The organism is Vibrio sp. Vb1755, assembly GCF_033338635.1.
Classification (GTDB): domain Bacteria; phylum Pseudomonadota; class Gammaproteobacteria; order Enterobacterales; family Vibrionaceae; genus Vibrio; species Vibrio alginolyticus.
In genome coordinates this window covers 57956-84250 of record NZ_JAWOTA010000005.1, presented here as the reverse complement: position 1 = coordinate 84250, position 26295 = coordinate 57956, and the positions used below count along the sequence as shown (strand labels likewise).

The 26295-nt window shown below is 43.1% G+C and carries 24 protein-coding genes; 8 read left to right on the top strand and 16 right to left on the bottom strand.

What is annotated here, in order from left to right; translation table 11 throughout:
• Positions 1-44 precede the first annotated feature (44 nt).
• The 3 genes from R7E00_RS07100 to R7E00_RS07090 all read left to right on the top strand — a co-directional run bounded on the left by R7E00_RS07100 (position 45) and on the right by R7E00_RS07090 (position 6885).
• Complete coding sequence (locus R7E00_RS07100; protein ID WP_262606075.1) at positions 45-4433, top strand: RHS repeat-associated core domain-containing protein; 4389 nt, start codon at positions 45-47, stop codon at positions 4431-4433.
• Positions 4426-5322 (top strand): immunity 49 family protein, encoded by an 897-nt coding sequence (locus R7E00_RS07095; RefSeq protein ID WP_213885305.1) that lies wholly within the window; start codon positions 4426-4428, stop codon positions 5320-5322. Before R7E00_RS07100 ends, R7E00_RS07095 begins: the two co-directional genes overlap by 8 nt.
• 342 nt (positions 5323-5664) lie before the next feature.
• Positions 5665-6885, top strand: coding sequence for an ammonium transporter (locus tag R7E00_RS07090; RefSeq protein ID WP_213885304.1), 1221 nt, complete (start codon positions 5665-5667; stop codon positions 6883-6885).
• Between the two features lie 32 nt (positions 6886-6917).
• Here R7E00_RS07090 and R7E00_RS07085 read toward each other — a convergent pair whose 3' ends face one another.
• The gene (locus R7E00_RS07085; protein ID WP_169628679.1) at positions 6918-7091 is read right to left on the bottom strand and encodes a hypothetical protein; all 174 of its coding nucleotides are present in this window, start codon (positions 7089-7091) and stop codon (positions 6918-6920) included.
• Between the two features lie 118 nt (positions 7092-7209).
• Between R7E00_RS07085 and cobB the strand changes: the two genes are divergently transcribed.
• Entirely contained in the window at positions 7210-7941 is a 732-nt protein-coding gene (gene cobB / locus R7E00_RS07080) for a Sir2 family NAD+-dependent deacetylase (RefSeq protein WP_005377522.1), read from the top strand.
• Between the two features lie 88 nt (positions 7942-8029).
• Here the strand turns inward: cobB and R7E00_RS07075 are convergent, their stop codons facing one another.
• The 5 genes from R7E00_RS07075 to potA form a co-directional block, all read right to left on the bottom strand.
• The gene (locus R7E00_RS07075; RefSeq protein ID WP_033905298.1) at positions 8030-9067 is read right to left on the bottom strand and encodes an extracellular solute-binding protein; all 1038 of its coding nucleotides are present in this window, start codon (positions 9065-9067) and stop codon (positions 8030-8032) included.
• A 249-nt stretch (positions 9068-9316) separates the two neighbouring features.
• Positions 9317-10348 (bottom strand): extracellular solute-binding protein, encoded by a 1032-nt coding sequence (locus R7E00_RS07070; RefSeq protein ID WP_042522970.1) that lies wholly within the window; start codon positions 10346-10348, stop codon positions 9317-9319.
• A gap of 102 nt (positions 10349-10450) precedes the next feature.
• Entirely contained in the window at positions 10451-11221 is a 771-nt protein-coding gene (gene potC, locus R7E00_RS07065) for a spermidine/putrescine ABC transporter permease PotC (protein WP_005389180.1), read from the bottom strand.
• A complete protein-coding gene (gene potB, locus R7E00_RS07060) occupies positions 11221-12081 on the bottom strand; it encodes a spermidine/putrescine ABC transporter permease PotB (RefSeq protein WP_005377512.1) in 861 nt (286 codons plus the stop codon). The genes potC and potB overlap by 1 nt, the downstream gene beginning before the upstream one ends.
• The gene (gene potA, locus R7E00_RS07055; protein WP_047102297.1) at positions 12062-13177 is read right to left on the bottom strand and encodes a spermidine/putrescine ABC transporter ATP-binding protein PotA; all 1116 of its coding nucleotides are present in this window, start codon (positions 13175-13177) and stop codon (positions 12062-12064) included. The genes potB and potA overlap by 20 nt, the downstream gene beginning before the upstream one ends.
• A gap of 400 nt (positions 13178-13577) precedes the next feature.
• Here potA and R7E00_RS07050 point away from each other — a divergent pair, with 400 nt between their 5' ends.
• From R7E00_RS07050 to ttcA, 4 genes are all read left to right on the top strand, one after another.
• Positions 13578-14375, top strand: a complete 798-nt coding sequence (locus tag R7E00_RS07050; RefSeq protein ID WP_262606074.1) for a hypothetical protein — start codon at positions 13578-13580, stop codon at positions 14373-14375.
• Entirely contained in the window at positions 14368-15204 is an 837-nt protein-coding gene (locus tag R7E00_RS07045; protein WP_017634900.1) for a glucosaminidase domain-containing protein, read from the top strand. Before R7E00_RS07050 ends, R7E00_RS07045 begins: the two co-directional genes overlap by 8 nt.
• A 13-nt stretch (positions 15205-15217) precedes the next feature.
• On the top strand, positions 15218-15880 hold the full coding sequence (locus R7E00_RS07040) for a DUF2987 domain-containing protein (protein ID WP_042522976.1): 663 nt from the start codon (positions 15218-15220) through the stop codon (positions 15878-15880).
• A gap of 198 nt (positions 15881-16078) precedes the next feature.
• Positions 16079-16972: a tRNA 2-thiocytidine(32) synthetase TtcA gene (ttcA, locus tag R7E00_RS07035; RefSeq protein ID WP_005377502.1), complete on the top strand. Its 894-nt coding sequence runs from the start codon at positions 16079-16081 to the stop codon at positions 16970-16972.
• Between the two features lie 140 nt (positions 16973-17112).
• On the opposite strand, the gene uspE is transcribed toward ttcA, so the two are convergent.
• The 10 genes from uspE to ccoN form a co-directional block, all read right to left on the bottom strand.
• The gene (gene uspE, locus R7E00_RS07030; RefSeq protein WP_005377500.1) at positions 17113-18060 is read right to left on the bottom strand and encodes a universal stress protein UspE; all 948 of its coding nucleotides are present in this window, start codon (positions 18058-18060) and stop codon (positions 17113-17115) included.
• Positions 18061-18240: 180 nt separating this feature from the next.
• Positions 18241-18987 (bottom strand): FNR family transcription factor, encoded by a 747-nt coding sequence (locus R7E00_RS07025; RefSeq protein ID WP_005377497.1) that lies wholly within the window; start codon positions 18985-18987, stop codon positions 18241-18243.
• A gap of 90 nt (positions 18988-19077) precedes the next feature.
• Positions 19078-19758, bottom strand: coding sequence for a sulfite exporter TauE/SafE family protein (locus R7E00_RS07020; protein ID WP_033905304.1), 681 nt, complete (start codon positions 19756-19758; stop codon positions 19078-19080).
• 8 nt (positions 19759-19766) lie between these two features.
• Positions 19767-19931 carry a cbb3-type cytochrome oxidase assembly protein CcoS gene (ccoS, locus tag R7E00_RS07015; protein ID WP_005377493.1) on the bottom strand — a complete coding sequence of 55 codons (165 nt, stop codon included), beginning with the start codon at positions 19929-19931 and terminating at the stop codon, positions 19767-19769.
• Positions 19932-19946: 15 nt separating this feature from the next.
• The gene (locus R7E00_RS07010; protein WP_033905305.1) at positions 19947-22310 is read right to left on the bottom strand and encodes a heavy metal translocating P-type ATPase; all 2364 of its coding nucleotides are present in this window, start codon (positions 22308-22310) and stop codon (positions 19947-19949) included.
• A gap of 4 nt (positions 22311-22314) precedes the next feature.
• Positions 22315-22791, bottom strand: a complete 477-nt coding sequence (locus tag R7E00_RS07005; RefSeq protein WP_005377489.1) for a FixH family protein — start codon at positions 22789-22791, stop codon at positions 22315-22317.
• Positions 22792-22896: 105 nt separating this feature from the next.
• On the bottom strand, positions 22897-23871 hold the full coding sequence (gene ccoP, locus R7E00_RS07000; protein ID WP_005377487.1) for a cytochrome-c oxidase, cbb3-type subunit III: 975 nt from the start codon (positions 23869-23871) through the stop codon (positions 22897-22899).
• Positions 23871-24044, bottom strand: coding sequence for a cbb3-type cytochrome oxidase subunit 3 (locus R7E00_RS06995; RefSeq protein WP_005377485.1), 174 nt, complete (start codon positions 24042-24044; stop codon positions 23871-23873). Before R7E00_RS06995 ends, ccoP begins: the two co-directional genes overlap by 1 nt.
• Positions 24045-24053: 9 nt before the next feature.
• Positions 24054-24674 (bottom strand): cytochrome-c oxidase, cbb3-type subunit II, encoded by a 621-nt coding sequence (gene ccoO, locus R7E00_RS06990; protein WP_005377475.1) that lies wholly within the window; start codon positions 24672-24674, stop codon positions 24054-24056.
• A gap of 12 nt (positions 24675-24686) precedes the next feature.
• The gene (ccoN, locus tag R7E00_RS06985) at positions 24687-26114 is read right to left on the bottom strand and encodes a cytochrome-c oxidase, cbb3-type subunit I (RefSeq protein ID WP_033905306.1); all 1428 of its coding nucleotides are present in this window, start codon (positions 26112-26114) and stop codon (positions 24687-24689) included.
• Positions 26115-26295 lie beyond the last annotated feature (181 nt).

Here is a 26295-nt window from a genome sequence, read left to right as displayed (position 1 = left end):
TAAATGATGCGGCAAGGTAAGAAAAGGACAAACACGTTACGGCTATGATCCCTCAATTCGTCATTCCTATCACGAATCGCTTTGGCGAAAGTTATCACTTCTCTGGTCAGTTACTTACTAGCGGCGAACCTAAAACATTCGTGACCAAACAAGAGGCAATAGAGTTTCTTGAGAGCTTTGGTGAGCTTGACCTTCGCTATGTCGAGGATTTGTTCTATGCGATTGGTCAATTCAAGCCAAACATACCTGACGGTGAGCTTACTTCCCAACACTATAATTCAACGTTTGCCAATGCTTTGGTGAACGGTGACTTGCATGTCGCTCGAATTGTACCTACCGGCGAAAACTACGCACTCTCGTCGGCGGTTACGCCTCCACCGACTCAAAATACCGTCAATGCAAAACCATCGAAGGGAAAGGGGAAGTCGAATAAAAAGAGTGGCAGAAGTGCCGCATCCGCCAAGCCTCAGCAACAAAGCAGCGAAAAACATGAGAAAGCCGGTGATCCTGTATCACTTGTGACGGGTGAAGAAATTCTCGAACTCTATGATATCGAGCTACAACAAGGTACTACTTGGCAGCGTACTTACCGCTCTTCGCAGTCGGATGTAAATCATGGAATGGGCTTTGGTTGGCGACATGCATTTCAGTTTGAATTACGCGAAAAGACGAACGAGAAAGACAATGTTATCGCTTGGGAGTTTGTTGACGATAAGGCCGATATCACAGAATTTGAGCCAGTAGATATTGGAGCAACAAGTTATCAAATATACGCTGGTGCGAGCTGTTATTTCCTGAGCTCAACAACTCGGATTGTAACGCTCGCTAATGGGCATCAATATCGGTTTGAGCAAAAAGATGATCGCTGGCTTGTTAAACAAGTTAGAAATGGCACGTTTTCAACGTTTCAATTGCAGTATTCTCGAAACCATCGATTGATCGAGATCGCATATAACAAGCGTCCGGTTCTTGAATGTCAATATGATAAGCAAGGACGCCTTGTAGAACTGCTTAATGCAAAGTCCCAAAAAGTTCTGACAACTTATACCTATGATGAGCACGATGATTTGGTCAGTGCAACTAATCATTTAGGCTTAAAGGAACAGTATCAATACCGCGGCCATTTAATTGTTAAGCGTGTACGACCAACTGGCTTTACTCATTATTTTGAATGGGATGGCGAAGGTGCTAACGCGAAATGCATCAGGAACGTTGGGGACGCAGGAATTTATGACTATCGCTTCCATTATCAGGGAAATCACTCTTCTTATTCTGACTCGTTAGATCATCAATGGTCTTTCTTGCATGACGAGCAGGGTAACTTACTCGAGAAAATAAGCCCCACAGGTAAAACTTGGCGATGGCAATATGATGAATTAGGAAGAAAAGCACAAGCTATCTATCCTGATCAGTCAACGGTCAATTATCAATATAATCAGCATGGTCAATTGGTTTCTAAGTTTCATTCCTCTGGCAAAGAAATTCAATATGGCTATGACGGCTTAGGTAAGTTAGTTAAAACGGTTTCGCCAGATGGGGATATCGAGAAGGCTTACTACAATAGCCTCGGTCAAAGAGTTTGGGATACCGACCAGTTTGGCTGTGTCACGGAATATGATTACGATAAACACGGGCAAGTCGTCAAAAAAGAGTCTGAAGATGGTAAGAAAAGTCAATGGTGGTGGGATGAACAACAAAGACTTATCGCGAATGAAATAGACGGTACATTACTTCGTTACAGCTACAATGAAGAAGATTTAGTGAATGGCGTTGCTTATCCCGATGGGTGTATTGCTCAACTCGCTTATGATCAATTTGGCAGGCGTACATCAGTTCGTTATTTTAACGACGAAGACAAAGTCGGTTATAGCGAAGAATATTCTTACGATGAGCACAGTCGTGTTGCTCAGATTCGGACGCCAGCAGGCATTACCTCGTATCAATGGGGAGCACTCGCGCAACAAGAAGCAGTCATCTTTCCCGATGGCAGCCATATTTCTTACGAATACGATCAACAACGTAACCTGACTAAATTAGTTCGGAGTGACGGCTTAGAGTTCGAATTCCTGTATGACGATGAAGGCCAGCTATCAGGAACTATTGGGTTTGATAATCTACAAAGCCAATTTGATTATGATCATATGGGGCGGCTCCATCGTAAGCAAGTCGCCGATAGAACGGTGCTGTATCGCTATGACGCTGCGGGTTATCTCATGCACGTCAAAGCAGGAAATGGTAGCAGTATTGTAGAGAACCACTTCAATTATACGCTTGGTGGGCGACTTACTTTAGCATCCAATCGCCATCAAACATTGCAATACCAATACTCTTCATTTGGGCATTTAACAAAGCGCATTCAAGGCCAGTTTGAGATAGCGCAGGAGTTTAACAGAGTTGGCCAACGCGTATCTCAGGTACTGCCAGATAATACGGAACTGAACTTCTCTTACGATCGATATGGGCGTTTTTCAGCGATTCGGTTTGGAAACCTAGATTTACCTCAAATCAAATTTCATTACGATGAAATGGGACGAGTTTCCCAAATTGAAACGGCATATTTTAATGAGCGCATCATTTATGATGGTGTTGGTCGTTTGGTTGAACAGCATTGGCCAGATAGAGAGAAAAAGTACGTTTACAACGCACAAAACCGTATTTCATCAATCATTGATAATACGGCAGGAGCAACGCACTATCAGTACGATGCCTTAGGGCAACTGAAACGAGTCAATGCTTCCGGAGAAGTGACTAAGTTTGAATACGATAGTTTTGGCAATCCTACTTTGCCAACTTCAGAGGTATTCGCTGATCGTATTGAAGTACACGATGGTGTCCGGTTCAAATATGACGCGCAAGGAAACCAGACAAAACGTGAGGGGCAAGGACAAGTTCAGACTCGAGTGTTTGATGCGTTAAATCAGCTCATTGAAGTTCACACCGACGATGGCATCAGTCAATATGAATATGATGCATTAGGGCGCAGGACGAAGAAAATTACACAACAAGGCGTTACGGAGTTCTTGTGGGAAGGGGAACGTTTAATTGGTGAACGCTCTTCATGTGCTTTCCGCTGGTACCTATATCAACCAGAAACCTACACGCCAGTGGCACTGCTAGAAAATGACGTTATTTATTGGTACCAGTGCGATCAAGTTGGTAAACCAGAGCGACTGATCGATTGCGAGGGGAATGTTGTATGGAGTGCCAGCTACGATGCTCATGGCTTTGCTCATGTACATATTGAAAAAGTAGTAAATCCACTGCGTTTTCAAGGGCAGTACTTCGATCAAGAAACCGACTTACACTACAACCTCGCTCGGTATTACGATCCTAAGCTAGGACGCTTTATCCAACAAGATCCGGTATCTATTGCTGGTGGTATTAATCATTACCAATATGCAGTCAACCCAATTCAATGGATTGACCCAACAGGTTTCCTATGTGAAGAAGGGCTAAAACGCTTGGGTCAAATGTTGGCAGAGTATCAGGCGCAAAACAACGTTCCCCAAGAGGTTTGCGATCAGATTTTAGAGGCAGCAAAAGAATCATCCGTCGGAGAAGATGGCGTTCGCTCGCAAGTCAAAATCCGAAAACCCAAAGGTAAAAATCATATTCGATATGAATACGATTTAGACCATATTGATTGCGAAAGAAACGAGATTACTTTTTATCGTCATATCAATCATTCAGATGGCAGCCGACACGAAGTGCAGTATGTTGTTGGGATTGAGGAGTTTGTCAATGCGCATGTTTTTGACTCAGAGAAAGTTGGTGGAGAGGAAGGTTGTACTATCTTAACCGAGGATCTAGTGCTTAATGAAGCGGATTACAAAGAGAGCTCAAAATTCAACGATAATGATAAATACAAACTCTCTGAAGAGTGTAAAGAAAAGATTGAAGAGTGTTTAGTAGAACGTCAAAAGGCAATGGACGCTCGGACTGGTCAAGATGGATATAACGCGCAAATAGGTAAAATCAATAAACAATCGGCAAAAATTGGTGAATTGGCGGCGGATGATTTTGTTCGGAGTAAATGTCCTAATGCTAAGCTAATTCATCCCAAAGATATTGGAACCTCAATTTCGAAGCCGGGCGACTTTGATATGGTTTACAAGGTGGAAGAGCCACCACCTGGTGAAATTATAATTGTTGAGGCTAAAGGTGGCAGCAGTTCGCTCGGTAGCCGTAAAATTGGCAATGAAGCATATCAACAAGGGACATCTAAGTACGCAGCCGAAATAATATCCCTGATGGACAGTAAGAAACATGGTACTACAGAAAAAAACGCTGCTAATAGCATTAACTCTGCTATTCAAGATGATATACCAATACGTTATATACATACACAAGCAGAAATATCCTCTAGTGGTAAGGTTTCCAAGTTCAAAGCAAAAGAGTTTGATATAGATATAGGAGAGTTCAGAAGTGGTTGATAACTCAAAGGTAAAAAAGGTTGAACGAGTAGCTCATGTTGAACTAAGTGATTTTGAAAGAGAAGCTTATCGAGAAGAAATAAAAGAGAATTTAGACAAAAGGAAAAGGCGTATATCTATAAAGAGAGAGAACTTGATTTACTTGAGCGATGGCATTTCTTATCAGCTCCGCCTGTATACATGGTTACCTCCATTAGATGATGAGAGAATCGGCACACTATGTTTATATGAATCATCAATAATGCGTGCCTTCTACCATAAACTGGCTATTAAGCCAAGTGAGCCTCAAAGCATTAAATTACCTGATTATCCAGAAGTAGCATGGAAAGGCGAAGGTATTTTACAAACAGGTTTCATTTGCCCCTCAATGTGGCTAGATGCGTATTTTACCTCTGTCATCGTTCGTGACGAAGCTAGTATGGATGTGTTGGCGAACTTTCCGATTTCTTTGATGAGACAGAGCTCTACTAAAGCGGGTGAATTGTCTTACATGTTAGTAGATGTCATCCAGTCGTTTCATAATCGCACATCGGACTATCCTGATAAACTCGTCGCAGCAATGGACGCAGCGGTAGCCCAAGGGGATAACTGGGCGTTAGAAATTGCTATGGGGATCCTAGAAACCTTCGCGGCGCTTACCACCGACATTGGTTATGACTTTGAGGAAGTTCTCGTTAAAAACCTACAGTTCCAAGAGAAATATCACCTTAGGGAATTAGGACCAGATAGAATAGGGATCCGCACGTTCATTAATTTCCCTCTACTTGGCATGGCTTGCATGTGGTACGACAAAGGCAACCGTCTATCTGTTGAAACTGGTTGGCTTCCTCCCTATCTTGTCGAAGGACGTTGGTTAGAAGATGTAAAAGCAGGGAAGATCACTCGATAAACCCCTTTAGTTAGCAATTCCGTATATGAGCCACCTCTCATGGGGTGGCTTTTACGTTTATGGTAGAGAGTTTGCTGTTTGTTGAACCATATAGTGCGCATTGTGTTGGTGCACTAAAACCATATTGGTGCATTTATTAGCATGTTAAACACCATTTCAAGAATACGTAATTTTATTAAAGTTCATACAAAACAATAAATTAAAGCGTAAGTGTTAGAAATGTAAATTATGGAATGAGAATTGCTCTGTTAGACGCTCTATAAATTAAGTTCACCAAATTGGTGATGAGCCTAACTTTGATGCACAGGATAAGTGCGCTACAGATCAACGGAGACAATCATAATGAGTGTAACTGCCAATCAGGTACACGGCGCTGTACAAACTCTCACGCAAAGTTCCGACACACTTTTCTTACTACTTGGCGCAATCATGGTTTTTTTGATGCATGCTGGTTTTGCTTTTCTTGAAGTAGGAACCGTGCGCCAAAAGAACCAAGTTAATGCTTTAGTTAAAATCTTGGCCGATTTCGGTATATCCGCCATCGCGTATTTTTTCATTGGATACTGGGTCGCTTATGGCGGCACCTTCTTCGCTGATGCTGAGACATTATCTCAAGGCAATGGTTACGAGTTAGTGAAGTTCTTTTTCTTGCTGACCTTCGCTGCAGCGATTCCCGCTATTGTTTCAGGTGGTATCGCAGAGCGAGCTCGTTTTTATCCGATTCTAATCGCAACATTTTTCACTGTCGGTATTGTATACCCACTATTTGAAGGAATGATCTGGAACGGAAACTTTGGTGTTCAAGTTTGGTTTGAAAATAGCTTTGGTTATGGCTTCCACGATTTTGCAGGTTCAGTCGTTGTACATGGTGTTGGCGGCTGGATAGCGCTTGTTGCCGTCGTGTTTTTGGGCATGAGAAAAGGCAGAGTTCGAGCAGGAAAGCACACCAACTTTGCACCTTCGAATATTCCGTTTTTGGCTTTGGGAGCTTGGGTCTTATGTGTGGGGTGGTTTGGCTTCAACGTCATGTCAGCTCAAACTGTGTCAGGCATAAGTGGCTTGGTGGCTATGAACTCATTGATGGCAATGGTCGGGGGCATTGTCGCGTCACTGTTGGCTGGTAAGAATGACCCTGGCTTTATTCATAACGGCCCACTAGCTGGCTTGGTTGCTGTATGTGCGGGCTCAGACTTAATGCATCCTATCGGTGCTTTAGTGACAGGTGCGATTGCTGGCGTGCTATTTGTTTATCTTTTTACCCACCTACAAAACAAAACCAAGATTGATGATGTGCTGGGTGTCTGGCCTTTACACGGTGTATGTGGCGCTTGGGGTGGTATTGCTGCGGGGATCTTTGGCCAAAGCTCGTTGGGTGGGCTAGGGGGCGTGAGCATTATCGTTCAGTTTCTAGGAACGCTTTTGGGCATTTCCATCGCTGTGCTTGGGGCACTTGCAGTCTACGGCGCGATTAATACCAGTATGGGACTAAGGCTTTCAGAAGAAGACGAATTCAATGGCGCTGACCTAGCCATTCATAAAATATCTTCGACCAACGAGGATTGAGGCCAATATGGGAGCGGCATAAAGCCGCTCTTTTAGCAATTGCCTTTCTTGGCTTGGCCTGGAGGACAGAAATTACCATTACCTCGATGGTCATCATCATTGGAGCTGACTCTTACCTTTACATCATCGACTTCGCCTTCAACATTGGTAAGTTGACAGCCTGCCAAAGTCATAAGCAATATAAACGCTAGAGATACTTGTCTCATTGCTGTTCCTCTTAAATTGTAATTCTAATAGTGACCATTACGACTATGGTCTAATCCATATTACTACTGTTGCTATTCTTTCAGTGTTAAGCTAATGAAAAAACAGCAAGGATGAGTTATGAATTTCCCTTATAGAAATATTGTAGTACTTACTGGTGCAGGTATCTCGGCCGAATCTGGTATTCAAACATTTCGTGCGCAAGATGGCCTATGGGAGAATCACCGTATCGAAGATGTAGCAACGCCTGAAGGGTTTGCTCGCGATCCGGACCTTGTTCAAGATTTTTACAACCAACGCCGCAAGAAACTTCAAGATAATGCGATAAAGCCTAATGCAGCGCATGAAGCATTGGGTCGTTTAGAGGCTGAGTTAGAAGGTAAAGTGACGGTCATCACTCAAAATATAGACAACCTTCACGAAAGAGGAGGCAGTCAGAATGTGATTCACATGCATGGTGAGTTGCTCAAGGCCCGCTGTAGTGAATCTAACCAAGTAGTAGAGCACAATGAGGACATTAAGACCGGCGAGCTTTGTCATTGTTGTCAGATCCCTTCACAAATGCGACCACATATTGTTTGGTTTGGTGAAATGCCACTGCGAATGGGTGATATCTACGCGTCATTAGAAGAAGCAGATTTGTTTATTTCGATTGGGACTTCTGGCGTTGTGTATCCCGCAGCAGGTTTTGTTCATGATGCAAAAATGCACGGCGCACATACCATTGAAATTAACCTAGAACCTAGTGCGGTAGAAAGTGAATTTGAGGAAAAACGCTACGGAAAAGCAAGCGTTGAGGTTCCAAAATTAGTTGACGAGATACTGGCTCTAGAAGGAAAAGAAAGAGCGTAATAACTTCAACAGGAAGAGTTTTTGTCTTGTCATTAAGAGCAAAAAAGCGGCTCATGAGCCGCTTTTTCATATCTTTAAAACTAACGAATTAGTTGTTCACTTTTAGCTTTTGGAAGTACTCATCGTACATTACGCTCGCTTCGCCAACTTCATCTTGCCAAGTACCGCTGTCCATCACTTCTTGTGGTGGGAAGATGCTTGGATCATTAGCAAATTCTTTCGGTAGCAGATCGTGTGCCGTTTTAACTGGAGTAGGGTAACCAATCTCTAGTGCGATTTTAGCTGCATTCTCAGGACGTAGTAGGAAATCGATCATCTTATGAGCGGCGTCAACGTTCTTTGCGCCAGTTGGAATTGCTAGGCTGTCCATCCAGAAGATAGTGCCTTTTTCTGGCCAGATGATGTCGATGTTCGCGCCTTCTTGACGAGCCATGTATGCAGAACCGTTCCAAAGCATGCCTAGTGAAACTTCACCCGCAAGGTAAGGGTTTGCAGGAAAGTCTGAGTTAAATACTAATACGTTTGGCATTAGCTTTTTCAGTTCTTCGTAAGCGGCTTTGATTTCTTCTGGGTTAGTCGTGTTTGGTGAGTAACCAAGCTTAGTCAATGCAATGTGGAATACTTCGCGAGAATCATCCATCAGCATTAGTTGACCTTCCCACTTGCTATCCCAGAAATCATCCCATTTAGAAACCGATGACTTGTCTAGCATGTCAGCATTGATACCAATACCGGTCGCCCCCCAAATGTATGGGATAGAGTAGTTGTTGTTCGGATCGAACGGTTTGTTTAGGAAGTTAGTATCAAGATCGGCAAAATGAGATAATTTCTCTTTGTCGATCTGTTGTAGCATGCCTTCTTTACGCATTTTAGAGACGAAATAGGTAGACGGTACTACCAAGTCGTAACCAGAACCTTGAGTTTTTAGTTTTGCATACATACTCTCGTTAGATTCGTATGTAGAGTAAATAACTTTGATTCCAGTTTCTTTTGTAAAGTCTTCAAGAACTTCGTTTGGAATGTATTCCGACCAGTTGTAGAAATACAGTTCTTGATCAGCAGCCATTGCAGGGGTAGCGATGAGCGTCGCTGCACATAGAGCGCTTGCGTAGAATTTACTTTTCATTTGTTTTCCGTTTTGTTTCGCGATTGGACAAGTCAATACTAGTTGGAGTTATCAATTTGAGCCAAATCGCAGTAAGCACAAATATGTTCATTTAGCTTGAATATCGTTGTCTCCTTGTTATGAGACGATAAATCTATGATACCAAGACAAATAAACCTAGCAACGCGCGATTATATCAGCCTAAGACAAAAATAGGCAGCGTATTGCTGCCTATTTTCCTATGGTTGATGACTTGTTACACAAGCTAGATTATTGTCCCGCTTTCAGCTTGAGGAAATAATCTTCGTACTTAACGGTTAGATCACCAACCGCATCTTGCCATTCAACGCGGTCAAGGTCTTCTTGAGAAGGGAACAGTGGGGCAACGTCTTTAAACTTAGCATTCGATTCTTCCACCGCCGTTAGGTAGCCAGTATCACGAGAGATTTGCTCTGCGATTTCTGGGCGCAGTAGGAAGTCAATCATCTTGTGAGCGGCTTCTACGTTCTTCGCACCGGAAGAGATAGCGAAGTTATCAACCCAGCCGATACCGCCTTCTTTAGGAAAAACGAGTTTAAGGTTCAGGCCTTCACTTTGTGCCGCTGCGGCGCTACCGTTCCAAAGCATACCAATGCCCACTTCACCAGACATGTAAGGTGCGCCAGGGTTGTCAGAGTTGAAAACTAAAACGTTAGGCATCAACTTTTGTAGCTCAGCGTACGCTTCATCGATTTGCTTAGGGTCTTTTGAGTTACCTGAGTAGCCAAGTTTACGCAGAGCGATATGGAACACTTCACGAGTGTCGTCCATCAACATTACTTGACCTTCAAGCTCAGGCTTCCATAAGTCAGCCCAGCTTTGGAAGTCGTTTGGATCGTACATATCTGCGTTAACCGCTAGGCCTGTAATCGCAACAACGTGTGGGATAGAGTAGTCGTTACTTGGATCGTAAGGCTTGTCTAGGTAGTTTTTATCTAGGTTGCCGAAGTTTTTCAGCTTAGTCTTATCGATCTTTTGTAGCATGCCTTCGTCACGCATCTTCGCCACGAAGTACGTTGAAGGTACTACTAGGTCATAACCTTGGTTATGGGTTTTTAGCTTTGCATACAAAGTTTCGTTCGACTCGTAAGTCGAGTAGATCACTTTGATGCCAGTTTCTTTAGTAAATTGCTCTAGGATATTACTGTTGATGTAAGGACCCCAGTTCATAAATACTAGTTCTTTATCATCCGCTGTCGCTGTACCAGAGAACAGAGAAAGCGCACATGCACTACCAGCTAATAGAGTAGCCCATTTTTTCATTGACGTTAGCTCCAAACCAAACGTTGTCCAATTTTGGACGATAGATAGAAAAACAGAATGGCATGTAACCATTCTGTTTCGTGATGTTAACAGGTGCGGATTCTACTTCACTTTTTCTCTTGCTAGCAACTGAGAAATTACTACCAAGACCAAAGAAACAATCAACATCACCGTTGCTAGGGCGTTCACTTCCGGTGAAATGCCCACCTTAACCATGGAGTAAATCTTCAATGGCAAGATTTCGTATGTTGGACCCGTTACAAACGAGCTGATGATCACATCGTCCAAAGACAGGGTAAAGCTCAATAACCAACCTGCGGCAACCGCTGGTTTAGCGAGAGGAAGGATGATCTGTTTCAAGATAACCCACTCGCTTGCACCAAGGTCTTTTGCTGCTTCCAACATTTTCACATCAAAGCCATTTAAGCGGCTGTATACAGTTACCACAACGAATGGTAGACAAAAGGTGATGTGAGCAATCAATAGTGTAAAGAAGCCAAGCTGTGCGCCTAATACTAGGAACAGAGCAAGTAATGAAATCGCCATTACAATATCGGGAGACATCATCACGACAAACAGCATGCCGTTTACCGCACCTTTACCTTTGAACGAGTAACGGAATAGGGCAACGGCCGTTAAGCTACCAATGATGGTTGCTGCTGTCGCTGAGAATACCGCTACGTTCAATGAATGCCATGCAGCTTGCATTAGGCTGTCGTTATTTACTAAGGTTTCGTACCATTTCGTGGTGAAACCACCCCATTTCATACCAAATTTGTTGGCATTAAATGAGTTAACAATTAAGACGATGATTGGCAGATACAAAAATGCATACACCAGCGCCATAAAGCTAAATCTAACTGTGCGTCCCATTAGTCTAGCTCCACTTTCTTATTCAATAGTTTGCCTGCTCTGTAGTAAGCGTAAAGCATCACAGCCATTGCGAAGGTGAGGGCGATACTGGTCGCAGCACCAAATGGCCAGTCACGAGCGTTCAATACTTGGCTCTTAATAACGTTACCAATCAGTAGGTTCTTCGCACCACCAAGAAGGTCAGAGATGTAGAACATACCTAGTGCTGGTAGCAGAACCAACAAACAACCACCGATAATGCCAGGCATTGTCAGAGGTAGAATCACTTTCGTAATGGTTTGGAACTTGTTCGCACCAAGATCTTTCGCCGCCTCGATATAAGTGTTGTCCAACTTCTCGATTGCCGAGTAAAGCGGCAGAATCATAAATGGAAGCAGGATGTACACAAGACCAATCATTACTGCTGTTTCGGTGTACATAATACGTAATGGCTTATCGATGATTTCCATCGCCATTAATGATTTGTTCAAAATACCTTGTGTACCCAGAACAATCTTCAGGCCGTAAGTACGGATAAGAGAGTTTGTCCAAAAAGGTACGATAACTAAGAACAACATAAATGGGCGCCATTTCTCTGGCATTTTCGCTATGATGTAAGCAAATGGGTAACCAATTACTAAACACAACAACGTCGCCACGATCGCCATGTAGAACGAGTGCATCAGCACTTTCGCATACAAGGGGTCGAGTAGACGTAAGTAGTTGTCGAAAGTAAATGTCATTTCGATTAAGTTTGCTTCATCACGCGTTAAGAAACTCGTACCGATAATCATCACATTTGGTACCAACACGAAAAGTGTTAACCAACCGACGATTAAGGTAATGATCGCGTTTTGAAGATTAATCTTCTTGCTTATCATTGAGGACTACCTCCCAGCTCTCAACCCAAGTGATAGCGACTTTCTGGCCAAGTGAGTGGTCCACATCAGGATCATCTTCGTTAAAGAATTCGCTAACCATTACACGCATGCCCGAATCCAATTGGATAACTGAATCAAGCGTCATACCTTTATAGGTACGCTCTGTTACGTGACCTACGATGCCTTTTTCTTCAGACTCTTTGATCTCTTCGATACGTAAGTCTTCTGGGCGAAGTAGTACTTGCAGTTTTTCACCTGCTTGCGCTTCCTGATCGTAGTAAACAACAGATTCTACACCTTCGATTTCTGCACGGATACGTTTCTCGTCGATACGCTCTAGCATGGTTGCGTTGAATACGTTGATCTCACCGATAAAGCGAGCAACAAATAGGTTCTTCGGCTCTTCGTAAATCTCACGTGGAGAACCATCCTGCTCGATAACACCATCGCGCATTACAATAATGCGGTCAGACATCGATAGGGCTTCTTCCTGATCGTGCGTAACGAAGATAAAGGTAATACCAAGCTGACGCTGAAGCTGTTTAAGCTCGATTTGCATTTGCTTACGCAGTTTGTAATCAAGTGCAGATAGAGATTCATCTAGCAGCAGTACTTTTGGCTTGTTCACAACCGCACGCGCAATGGCGATACGTTGTTGTTGACCACCAGAAAGTTGGTGAGGCTTACGCTGTGCCATTTTTTCTAGGCGAACCATGCGAAGCGCATCCATAACTCGTGGCTCGATCTCTGCTGCAGGTGTTTTCTGCATGCGAAGACCAAAAGCAACGTTTTCAAATACGGTCATATGAGGGAAGAGTGCATAACTCTGAAATACCGTGTTGACGTGCCTTTGCTCTGCAGGAACCTGTGTTACATCCTGGTCATCCAAAATAATTTGACCGTTATCTGCCGTTTCAAAACCTGCAATCATGCGTAAAACTGTTGTCTTACCACAACCAGAAGGCCCGAGAATCGTCAGAAATTCACCATGATTAACATCCAGATTTAAATTACCGATGATTTCCTTACCATCGAAACTTTTACTAATACCAGATAAACGAATAACTGGCTTTCCTGCTTGCGGTTTTGCGTTCAACGTCTGTATTTCCCCCACGTTCAAGCCGGGATTATCCCAGCTGATGTGACACTAACCATTCACTTTTGAGGCGCGCATCATAATCACCAAAAGTGTGAAATTAAAGCATTTTCTTATCTTGAAACAGAAATAATTTTGCAGGAAAAAGCCATCATTCCTTACCATACTGTTTTTATGAGATTAATTGGCATCTAGACACAGTTTGATAGCACTAAACTTTGTTCAACAATTGTTTCAATTTCATGACCTTGAAAGTGGTCAATTATCAACCATACAGTTGAGATTGCAAGGATTGTAGGTGAGTTGTGATGTTAGATGTGGAAAGATTTCTTTATAATGACGATTACATTAATTGACTGGAATTCCAGTCAAAATTTTACAAGTTAGTCTTGGATAAACTATGAACGACGATTTTGAGAAAGATTTCAATCTTGGGGGGAGTGTAGAGCGAGCTTTGTCTGGCAACTACGAGCTTAAAGCTGGCGCGGTTTTTAACGAAGCTTGGCGAGCAACCATCCAGCACTTTTTATCATTTTCTCCTGCCATTATTGTATTGCTTTTTGTCCAGTTAGGTATTTTCTATATTGCATTAAAACTGCAGTTGGGCGATTTGAGCGTTATTCTTGATGCATTTGAGAACCCAGAGTCGTTCACAAACGATATTGTGTCTTCTATTTATGTCGCGAATTTCAGTTATGAGGTGATTAGCGCACCAATTTATGCGGGGATCAGCTTGATGGCTATGAGCCATGTCGCCGGCCTGAAGACTAAGTTGCGCCATGTTGGAAAGGGGTTGCAGTTCACCATTCCTGTTATTCTAGCAACGCTCATGAGCTTAATGCTACAAGGTGTGGTTGGTATGATTTTTCCTTTACTGTCGCTGTATCTTTCCTTGGCATTTAGTCACTCTATTTTGTTGATTTGTGAGAAAAGGGTGCCACCAATGCAAGCGTTGCTGTTATCACTTCGCGCAATCAACAAGAAGATTTTTGTGGTCGCGGGGCTTTACTTAGGCGTGATGTTAATGTTTATTATTGCAGCAATGTTCTACGGTATTGGCTTGGTTTTTGTGCTGCCATTCTTCTTCCATTTGAAAGGCATACTCTACCGCGAAATGTTTGGAATTAAGCTTAAGATCGTTACAACACAGAAAAACGATAATGATCACGATGGTAACTCACAGGTGTTTGATGCCTAATTCTTTGAAATCAATAAGTTTACGAGTGGCGGCAACCTGTATAGCCGCCACTTTTATTTCTATAGGCCCATATTTACACTACGAGAAACAGTTTAAATATGTGGAAAATCCTGACGTACTCTCTGGCAAGATTAAGCATGTCGATTTATCACACTTGCCATACATCGGTGATATCCCAGACTTCAATTCAATAAAAGATACGAAAGAGAAAAAAGCTGCTTTTTTTGATTTTTTAAGGCCTAAAATTGCTCTTGAGAATCAACGAATTCGTCATGAGCGGGCCTTTCTTACCTCTTTAAAGGTGGGACAAGTGACGCAAGAACAACAAGAGTATGCTCAGCGGTTATCATCTCTGTATTCGTTGCCCTTGAGTAACGATAAGATTGATCAAGCATGGCTAGACGAGATGCTTGTGCGAGTGAACGTCTTACCTGAAGCCTTGGTTCTAACTCAAGCGGCAAATGAATCTGCGTGGGGCACTTCTCGTTTTGCTACTCAAGCAAACAACTTGTTCGGCCAATGGTGTTATAAAAAGGGCTGTGGAATTGTTCCAGCGCAACGTGGCGCTAACAAAGTTCATGAAGTTGAAAAATTCGATTCTGTACAACAGTCTGTTCATGGCTACTTTATGAATGTTAATCGAAACCCAGCGTATGCAGACCTGCGTGAAATCAGAACATCTCTGGCTGAAAAGAACAAGGGCTTGTTAACGGTTGCAACCGCGTCAGAGTTAACGCATGGGTTGCTAGCCTATTCTGAACGTGGCATCGCCTATGTACACGATCTTCGCGCTATGATTCGTCATAACAACGCCTACTGGACGCAATAAAATAACGGATAAAATGAAAAAGTTAAGCCTAAGTCTATTGGGAAGTGCGGCGCTAATTCTTGTATCGCCGATAACCCAAGCTCAAGAGTACATGTTCACGTACTCAAAGTTATACACTCAACTAAAAAACAACAATAAAGAAGGGCATGACGATGTGAAAGTTGGTGTCTTTTTTGTGGACGCAAAAACTAAACAAATTTGTACGATAGAAAAAGCTTGGATGGAAAAAGAAGAGCACTATGAAGAGTTTGTTATCCCTGCTTCACAAGAGTTGCCTTTACCTGTTGATAAAAACTTAAAGTCAGCGAATCCGTTGGTTTTTATCGATACCCCAAAAGATACACGTTGCGATTACTCACTTGTCGTGATGACCAAAGAACCATTACAGGGTAACGTTTCTTACGAGCAACTTAAGCCTCTTCTACCTCAAATGCAGACGATGCTGGAAGATTTAGGCGGTATGTTTGCGGGTTGGTTTACACCGGAAGTTCAAGGTGTGACGATGGAGTTTGCAAATCAACTGAATGATAAAGTGATTTTCTCAAACGGAACCGAAAAGCCAATTGTCAATGGCAAGATACAAGTCGCACTAAGTGAAATAGGGCAAGGTGGCACAATGACACTACCAGAACCGACGATGCGAGTGTTACCTTATCTACCTAACGCAAAGAAATGAACACTGAACGTTTAGAAAGGGCTGCAATCGCAGCTCTTTTTTAATTTTGACCGTAACTAAAGTATCTTTCACACTCTTTTCTTAAAGACTCAATAAGACAAGCATTTAATCCTGCGTAAAAAGCTCGTATAATCCACGCCCCAAAGAAACCCATGTTAGGAAGTCCTAGTCGATTTATCGGCGATGTGAGAGCCCGCAATGAACCAAATAGATACAAGAAAAGAAACCCTAGAATTCAACAAGCTTCAGAAACGCCTAAGAAGACATGTTGGAAATGCCATTACTGATTACAACATGATCGAAGAAGGCGATGTTGTAATGGCATGTATTAGCGGTGGTAAAGATTCATTCGCGATGCTTGATATCCTGCTGAATCTTCAAAAAGCCGCACCGATCAAATTTGAAGTGGTTGCGGTAAACCTAGACCAAAAACAACCGGGCTTCCCTGAGCACATTCTGCCAGAGTATTTCGAAACACTGAATATCCCTTACTATATCGTCGATAAGGACACGTATTCCGTCGTAAAAGAGAAGGTACCAGAAGGCAAAACCACTTGTGGTCTGTGTTCACGCCTGCGACGTGGTACGCTGTATTCATTTGCAGAGAAGATTGGTGCAACTAAGCTTGCGCTAGGTCATCACATGGATGACATCGTCGAAACAATGTTCTTGAATATGTTCCACGGCTCTCGCCTTAAAGCGATGCCACCAAAGCTACGCTCTGATGATGGCCGTAACGTGGTCATTCGTCCATTGACTTACTGTCGTGAAAAAGATTTGATCAAATACGCTGAGCACAAGGATTTCCCAATAATTCCGTGTAACCTTTGTGGCTCTCAAGAGAACCTTCAGCGTCAATCTATAAAAGCAATGTTGATTGAATGGGATAAGAAGACGCCAGGGCGTGTGGAAGCAATTTTTAAATCAATTCAAAACGTAAGCCCAAGCCAACTAGCAGACCGCGAATTGTTCGACTTTGTTAACTTACCGCTAGATCGTGAAGGTAACCGCGAAGAGTATGAATTTAATGAGGCTGTCGTTTCTTCGACGAATATTGATGAATCGATGTTCATCGATGTTACGAACATCTAACTCGTAAAAAAGGAGGTCAATTAGACCTCCTTTTTTGTACCCAACGCTTTAACTGTTCCCAAACAAAAATCCCCCTGTATTCGGGGGATTTATTAGCGCTTATTTGAAAGCGCTCAATACATAGCAATACTAAAGAGAGATTAGGTTGCTGTATTTGGGTCGAGAGGGCTAATGTAGCCTTTTGGTTTTAGAGCCAACACGTCGCAATTTATTTTATCAATTACGTGCTCCGCTGTATTACCAATAAAGACAGCAGAAAGCCCTGTTCGCCCTGTGGTACCTAAAATAACCATTGCTGCGTTCAAGCGCTCTGCAGCTGCCGGAATGACATCTTCAGGTAAACCTTGCTCAACTATCGTTTGTTCTTCATCAAGACCATGTTTTTGGCGTAGTGCTTTCATAGCCGTTAAATGATGACCTCGCACTGCATCGGTATAAGTCGTTGGGTCAAATTCAGGAAGTTCAATCGTAATATTCGCCGGTGTAACGGGATAGGCGTTTACAAGATATGGCTTGGCCTCAAGCCGAGTGGTGATTTCTTTTAATCGCTCGACCATCGTATCGTTGAGATCAATATGAGTCGGGTTTTCTGAGCCCACATGTACTGAGGCAAGGATACTTGCTTGTTCCGGCCAAGCAGCATTCTTGATAAGAAGCACTGGAATAGGGCATTTTCGCAACAAGTGCCAATCTGTCGGTGTGAAAATGACAGACTCTAAAACATCATGCTTACGTGTGCCTTTGATGACTAGGTCATGATTGCCTGCATAGACTTCAGCAATAATCGCCTCATAAGGGCGGTTGTGCCAGACAACACAAACATCAAAGTCGAAGCCATCGTTTAGGTATGGTTGAGCAATTTTACGCATCCACTGCTCACGCTGATGAATGACACCTCGACGCATAGCATCTCTTTCATCCACTGATAGCATTGACGTCATGTCATACGAGAAATCGTAAATGGATAAAAAGAAAGTGATTCGGCTTCTAGATACACTTTTCTGAGCTAATTGAACAGCTCTTGCAAGTGCGGGCTGCTCATCATTATTGATGTCAGCTACAACAAGGATCTTACTGTATATACTCATAACTAAGCCCACTTCTATTGCAAAACCAGATACTGAATGTAAATTAAATCAGTATTTTGGAGTACTCACCGTACATTTTTACTGTAGCTTAGTTTGGAGAACTTTTTGAGGACTTTCGAAAGGAATTTATGAGAAATATGATGTAGCTCATTTTCGAGCTACATCAATAATTAGGGTGTATTATTCTTTAGTTACACCAGCAAGTTCCATCAATGCATCGTGGTCTAAGATAGTGATATATTTACCTTTTACGCTTAGGATCTCAGATTTCTGGAAACGACCTAACAAACGACTGATCGTTTCGACTGTAAGACCAAGGTAGTTGCCAATATCACCACGAGTCATAGTTAAACGAAACTCTCTAGGGCTGAAGCCACGCTGAGAAAAACGCGTTGATAGGTTGTAAAGGAAAGCAGCTAGTCGCTCTTCTGCGTTCTTTTTAGAAAGAAGCAAAATCATTTCCTGATCACCTTTAATTTCGTTACTCATCAAACGCATGATTTGCTGGCGAAGCTTAGGCATTTTACCCGATAGATCGTCTAAAATTTCGTATGGGATTTCACATACCATCGACGTTTCGAGTGCTTGAGCAAAGCTAGGGTGGGAGTCACCAGTGATAGCATCGAAACCGACTAAGTCTCCAGCTAAGTGAAACGCTGTGATTTGCTCATCACCTTGCTCTGTGATCGTATAGCTCTTGATGGTACCAGAGCGGATAGCGTATAGCGATTTTAGCTCATCACCGGCCTTAAAAAGCTCTTGTCCTTTTTGAATAGGCTTCTTACGTTCGATGATTTGGTCAAGCTGGTCAAGTTCTGCCTCATTTAGAGTGAACGGGATACACAGTTGACTAATGCTACAATCTTGGCAATGAATGGCGCAACCGCCTGATTGGATACGCTTTGTTGCAGGTTTTTCAGAAATCATAACAACCTTTCACTATTTGATATACATCAATATTTTAGCATCGCTTAATCCTAAAGGGTAGCAAAAATGTCACCTCAATAGAGTTTAACGTTATATGAAACCGAGTAATGCTAAGGCTCCTACAGCGGTATACGTACCATAGCCAATAAGGATTAATGCTGAAATATTTCTAAATATTAATGATTTTTGTAATTTCTGAAAATGATTGGCACCGTATCCAATAATAAGCATTGCAGGTAGCGTTCCGAGCCCAAACGCAAGCATAATTAGGCCGCCGTTCATCGCACTACCAGAAACCGCCGACCAAGTAAGCGCTGAATAAACTAAACCACATGGTAACCAACCCCAAATAAAGCCAAATGGCAACGCGTGAAGAGGATGCTTTAATGGCAACAAACTCTTCCCTGCCGGCGAGATAAAGCGCCAGAGATACTGCCCTAGCTTTTCTATTAAAAGTAAGCCTTGCCACCATTTAGCAATATACAGCGCGACCAGAATCATGAATAACGCAGCAATCAGCCTTAACCAAGCAAGAGAATGCGTTAACCCACTAAGCTCAGATAAACCTGATATAGCACCACCCACTAATGCTCCTATTAAGGTATAACTGATCAATCGTCCGAGGTTGTAGAAGAGGGGGATAAGAGGGGTGGTTTTATTTTTAGCAGAAGAGCCCATGGTAAGCAGAGACGCGATACCACCACACATACCCATACAATGACCGGCTCCTACTAAGCCGATCATCAACGCACCGATAAAATCAGGAGTCATAAAGGTCGCTACTTTTTATCACTATTAGATTGGTCTTCTTCGTCGAGAAGAATGTTGTGCCCTTGCCGTTCAAGATCTTCAAACTGATCGCTTCTTACCGCCCAAAGAAAAACGGCGACAGCAACACAAACGAGAACGATAGCGATGGGAATCAATATATAAAGACTTTCCATGTTTGCTTTCTCTACTTATTTCTCTTTGAGCAGGCGCAAAGAGTTAGATACAACGATAATTGAGCTTGCAGACATGCCAACTACTGCAATGTAGGGAGCCACTAAACCTGCGACCGCCAAAGGCAAAATTAACAGGTTGTAACCCAAAGACCAAGCCAAGTTTTCTCGAATAATCTTTCTTGTACGCAGTGCAAGCAAACGTGCTTCTAGTAGCTTTTCGAGATTATCCCCAAGTAACGTCATATCTGCAGAAGCTTTAGCGACATCTGTACCACCGCCCATTGCGACAGAAAGGTGAGCTCCGGCGAGAGTCGGCGCGTCATTGATTCCATCACCAACCATCATAGTGATACTGTTTTCGTCCAAGCTCTTAAGGTATGCAAGCTTATCTTCTGGCTTTGCTGACGCGACGATGTGACCGATACCAATTTCATTCGCCACTGGTTGGGCGTTTGAGAGAGAATCACCAGTTAGCAGGGTTGTCTTAATTCCAGCGTCAGCAAAACGTTGAATAAAGGCTTTGCTTTCTTTTCGGATAGGGTCGCGGTAGTAAAAGCTAGCGACATGCTTGCCATCAACCGACAGATAGACCGCCTGGCTTTCACCACTTTCTTTGCCTTGAACAAAAGCCGCACTGCCTATCTTAACGATTTTGCCATTCCATATCCCTTCAATCCCTGACCCAATCACGTTTTGCACATCAGACACGATAAAGTCATCATTGGTGAAAGTTGCAAAAGAACGAGCGATAGGGTGGTTTGCATGAGCCTCTAAAGCTGCAGCTAGTGATAGACAATCTTTCTGTGGGAGATCACTAAGTACCTTTGTTTCACAGATCTCAATATCACCTTTCGTTAGAGTGCCTGTTTTATCTACAACTAAGTGGTTGATCTTACATAATGTCTCAAACACATGGCCTTTACGAAGTAAAATGCCAAAATTACCCATTCTAGAGGTAGCACAAGTGAGTGCGGTCGGTGTGGCCAGAGATAGCGCACATGGACACGTAGCGACTAACACAGACAGCATGATCCAAAACGCATCATCTGGTTTTGTTTGATGCCAGTAAAACCAAGTACCAGCAGAGATGATAAGAATCACACCAACAAAGTAACGGGCGACAATGTCTGCAATTTCCGCAATTTTAGGTTTGGAGTGTTGAGCTTCATCTTGTAAACGCACGATGTTAGAAATCATTGAATCGGCCTTTGAGCTTACTACCTCAAGTTCAAATGATTCGTCTCCGTTTAGCGTTCCCGCATAAACAATATCGCCTTCTCGTTTCACAACGTGCACTGACTCACCCGTTAGCATGGATTCATCAATATGAATACGGCCTGAAATAACTTTACCGTCAGCGGGGATATGTTCACCAGGTAGAACGCGGATACGATCGCCAACTTTTAGCGTCTTCACGGGTATCTGATCACCGTCCAGCGTTGTAGCAATTGCCGGAATCAACTTAAGAAGGTTACCACTCGCTGCAGCAGCTTTGCGACGAGCGCGCATCTCTAAGAATCGACCTACTAACAAAAAGAAGGTAAACATCGAGATAGATTCAAAGAAGACTTCGCCTTGTTCAGTTACTGTTGCAACTAAACTTGCAACATAGGCAAAGATCAACGCGATAGAAACCGGGACATCCATACCAAGGGTTCGGCCTTTGATACTGCGCCATGCGTTTAAGTAAAATGGAAGAGCGGAATAAAGCAAAACAGGAGTAGCAAAAATCAAACTTACCCAACGAAAGTAACTTTTAAACTCTGGCTCTAAATCACCAAAGACTTCGAGATACAGTGCAACGGCGAGCATCATGACCTGCATGGTTGCTAAACCTGCAATACCTAGCCGATATAGATATTGCTTCATCATTCGATGGTAAGAAGCTTCTTGCTTATCTGCTTCAAAAGGTGCAGCTTTGTAACCAAGTTTATGTATAACGGAAAGGAGCTCGCTTAACCGTACCTGAGTTTTATCCCAGGCTAGTAACGCTCGATTGGTGGTTGTATTAACACGGATAGATACCAACCCGGCCGTATTAGAAACTTGCTTTTCGATTAACCACGCACAAGCGGCACATGAAACGCCTTCCAAAGAAAGGGTTACTTCAGAAACATTTTCGCGATTTCGTACGAATTCAGATTGTACATCCGCATTGTCATAATGAATTAAAGCTTGGAGTTGCTCTGGTACTAGATCTGCCTTTTCTGCAGGCGCAGTGCGGTATTGGTAATATGATACAAGACCACTATCGACAATAGTCTGCGCCACAGTTTCGCAGCCCGGACAACACATGTCGCGAATTTCACCCAATATTTCTACTTTGAAATCCGTGTTGGCTGGTACATCTTCACCGCAGTGATAACAGGATTTACACATATGCTTACTTCATTAACGGTGTTGAAGAGGCAGGAAACTCAACTTTACCTTGGATCATCCATTGCTTGTCGTGTGGTTGTAGTTCAACAAACCATGGTCCTTGAATAGATTCCTCAGCTTTTAGTCGGTAATTACCAGATGCATCCGCTGTTACAAGCTTTGTGAAGTCACGATCAGGAAGAGTACGATGAGTGAAAGTGGCCGTTAGAGCAGGGTAATGAGGTAGCTTCCCTTTAGCGAAAACAATCACAACATTGTTATTTTCAGAGGAAATCTCAGCGTTAAGACCTAGGTCACGAGCGACATTCATTTTACTAATGTCGATATTAATACCTTTGCCTTTTTTATAGTAATCCTCGGCGACTAAAGAAACAGAGTTGTTCGAGAAAACGACCACAGTAATCACAGTCCAAACTACGACAGTAAGAGGAAGGATGATTAGGAACCACGGCCAAAATTGTTTATACCAAGGCTTTACCATAAAAAAGTTCTCAACAGCTAAATGAAAAAATGTAAGGCGTTAAATTTAAAGGAAAGACAGCCCCTATGAAAGGGGCTGTTATTGCTATGTTACGTAATATCTCAGTTACTTACTCTCTGAGTTACTTAAACTCCAGACATATGAGGCAACGAGCTGAACTTTATCTTCACCCAAAATGTCTTTCCACGCAGGCATTACGCCTGAGCGTCCGTTCATTACGGTTTCTGTTACAGCTGCACGAGAGTCACCAAATAACCAGTCTTGGTCTGTAAGGTCAGGCGCACCGACTGCAGGGTTACCCTTACCATCGGTACCATGACAAGCAGCACACACTACGAAGCGTGCTTTACCTGCCGCGGCTTCACGAGCATTTACTTTACGACCAGATAAACTAAGTGTGTAACTTACAACTTCTTGAACACCTTGCTCACCAAGGGCATCTTTCCATGCTGGCATTTGACCAATACGGCCGTGCATGATGGTTGTAACGATCGCTGCTGGCTCGCCACCATATAGCCATGCATCATCAGTCAGGTTAGGGAAGCCTTTCTGACCACGTGCATCAGAGCCATGGCATTGAGAACAGTTTTGCAAAAACAAACGCTGACCAACTTTTAATGCTTCAGGATCTTGCGCAATTTCAGGAATTGGGCGTAGACCACTGTCATTGTGCGCAAGTTTACGGAATGCTTCGCCGAAGTAAGCGTCGGCATCATCCAGTTCTTTTGCATATTGGTTTAGTTGCTTGTTCTCTTGTGCTGCAGCGATGGCTTCTTTTGACTCTTCTAGTGAGCGAACGGTTTGAGCCGAACTCTGCCAGTTTAAAAAGCCCTTGAAGCTACCTAGACCTGGGAATAGGGCAAGGTAAACTGCTGCGAACACAAATGTGCTTACAAACAGGTAAGTCCACCACTTTGGTAGAGGGTTGTTTAGCTCGCGAATACCATCGTACTCGTGGCCCATGTCTTCCCCTTCCTCGACGCCCATTTTATCTTTAGCGCACCAAGTCAGGAGAATCGCACAGCCTACTAGCGTACCGACAGTAATCACGATAATCCAGAGACTCCAGAATGTAGTCATTACTTCTTCACTCCTTGGTTATTAGGGGTCTTTTGTTCTTCGTCAGCAAACACCAAGTTGGCATCTTCTTCAAAGCGTGCTTTACGCTTTTTACTAAATGCCCACCATACGATGCCAATAAAACTAGCGAAGAGCACAACGGTATAAATACTATGAATTGTACCGAAATCCATATGATCCCCTTACTTCATTGCATGACCAAGAGACTGAAGGTAAGCGATGATTGCATCCATCTCTGTTTTACCTTCTACTTCTTTAGCCGAATTCGCGATCTCTTCATCAGTGTATGGAACGCCGAACTGATCACGAAATAGCTCAAGTTTCTTCTGAGTTAGCTTACCGTCTAAAACGTTTTCAGCTAGCCACGGGAAACCTGGCATGTTTGACTCAGGTACAAGCTCACGAGGATCTAACAGGTGAACACGGTGCCATTCGTCAGAATAACGACCACCAACACGAGCTAAATCCGGGCCTGTACGCTTAGAGCCCCAAAGGAATGGGTGTTCCCAAACACTCTCACCAGCAACAGAGTAGTGACCGTAACGTTCAGTCTCTGAGCGGAAAGGACGAACCATCTGGCTGTGACAGACGTTACAACCTTCACGGATGTAGATATCACGGCCTTCCATCTCCAAAGGAGTGTAAGCGCGCAGATTTTCTACAGGTTCAGTCGTTTGCTTTTGGAAAATCAGAGGAGTGATCTCTACAAGAGCACCCCAACTGATAGCAAACACGATAAAAATAGCCAACAAACCGACATTACGTTCTAAGATTTCATGGCGATTATTAGAATTATTACTCATTCTTAAATCTCCTTATGCCGGATGTGGGATAGCTTTTAGGCTTTCTTTAGGTGCACTTACCGTTTTGTACGTGTTGTATGCCATTAGGAACATACCAGATAGGAAGATAAATCCGCCTAGGAAACGTACAAAGTAGAACGGATAAGACGCTTCTACAGATTCAACAAAACTGTAAGTTAGCGTACCGTCAGAGTTAACCGCGCGCCACATAAGACCTTGCATTACACCAGAGATCCACATCGCAACGATGTAAAGAACGGTACCGATTGTTGCTAGCCAGAAATGCACATTAACTAGACCAACAGAGTACATACGCTCTTGGCCAAATAGGCGAGGTACCAAGTGATATACAGAGCCGATAGAAACCATCGCAACCCAACCTAACGCACCAGAGTGAACGTGACCAATGGTCCAGTCTGTGTAGTGAGAAAGTGCGTTAACCGTCTTAATCGACATCATCGGGCCTTCAAAGGTAGACATACCGTAGAACGACAGTGAAACGATTAGGAAACGTAGGATAGGGTCATAACGAAGCTTATGCCATGCACCAGATAACGTCATAATACCGTTGATCATACCACCCCAAGAAGGAGCAAATAGAACCAGCGACATAACCATACCTAGAGACTGAGTCCAGTCTGGTAGCGCTGTATAATGAAGGTGGTGAGGGCCTGCCCAAATATATAGAGAAATAAGTGCCCAGAAGTGAACGATAGATAGACGGTAAGAATAAACAGGACGTTCAGCTTGTTTAGGAACGAAGTAGTACATCATACCTAGGAAACCAGCGGTCAGTAGGAAACCTACCGCATTGTGTCCATACCACCACTGAACCATCGCATCCACTGCGCCCGAGTAAATCGAGTAAGATTTACCAAGTGACACAGGAATAGCCATGCTGTTCACGATGTGAAGTACTGCTACTGTGATAATAAAGGCACCGAAGAACCAGTTTGCCACATAAATATGTGACGTGTTTCGCTTCACTAGTGTGCCGAAGAACACCACCGCATATGATACCCATATTAGCGCAATTGCGATATCAATAGGCCATTCTAGCTCAGCATACTCTTTACCCGATGTTAAACCGAGAGGCAAAGTAATGGCTGCTGCCAGGATGATTGCTTGCCAACCCCAAAAGGTGAAGGCAACGAGTGGGCCACCAAAAAGACGTGTTTGACATGTGCGCTGTACAACATAATAAGACGTTGCGAACAGAGCACTGGTACCAAACGCAAAAATTACCGCATTAGTATGCAGTGGACGTAAGCGACTGTACGTCAACCACGGCGTATCAAAGTTTAGCTGTGGCCAAACTAATTGAGCGGCAATCAAAACACCAACAGCCATACCAACTATGCCCCATAAAATGGTCACAAGGGTAAATTGGCGAACGACTGTATAGTTGTAGTTTTGTTCAAGCTGCTTTACTTGGCTCATTTGCATGCTTCCAATTTCTAATTAACTACACTTTTACTTCCAACACGACTTGCGTCGTAACACCACCCAAGTAAACTCTAGAATTCAAGTGTTATCATCACCTTATTTCCATTGCTGACTTTAATAAAAAGTGGCATTTTCAGCGTGACACTATACTTGAATTAACAATTCAATGACAGGG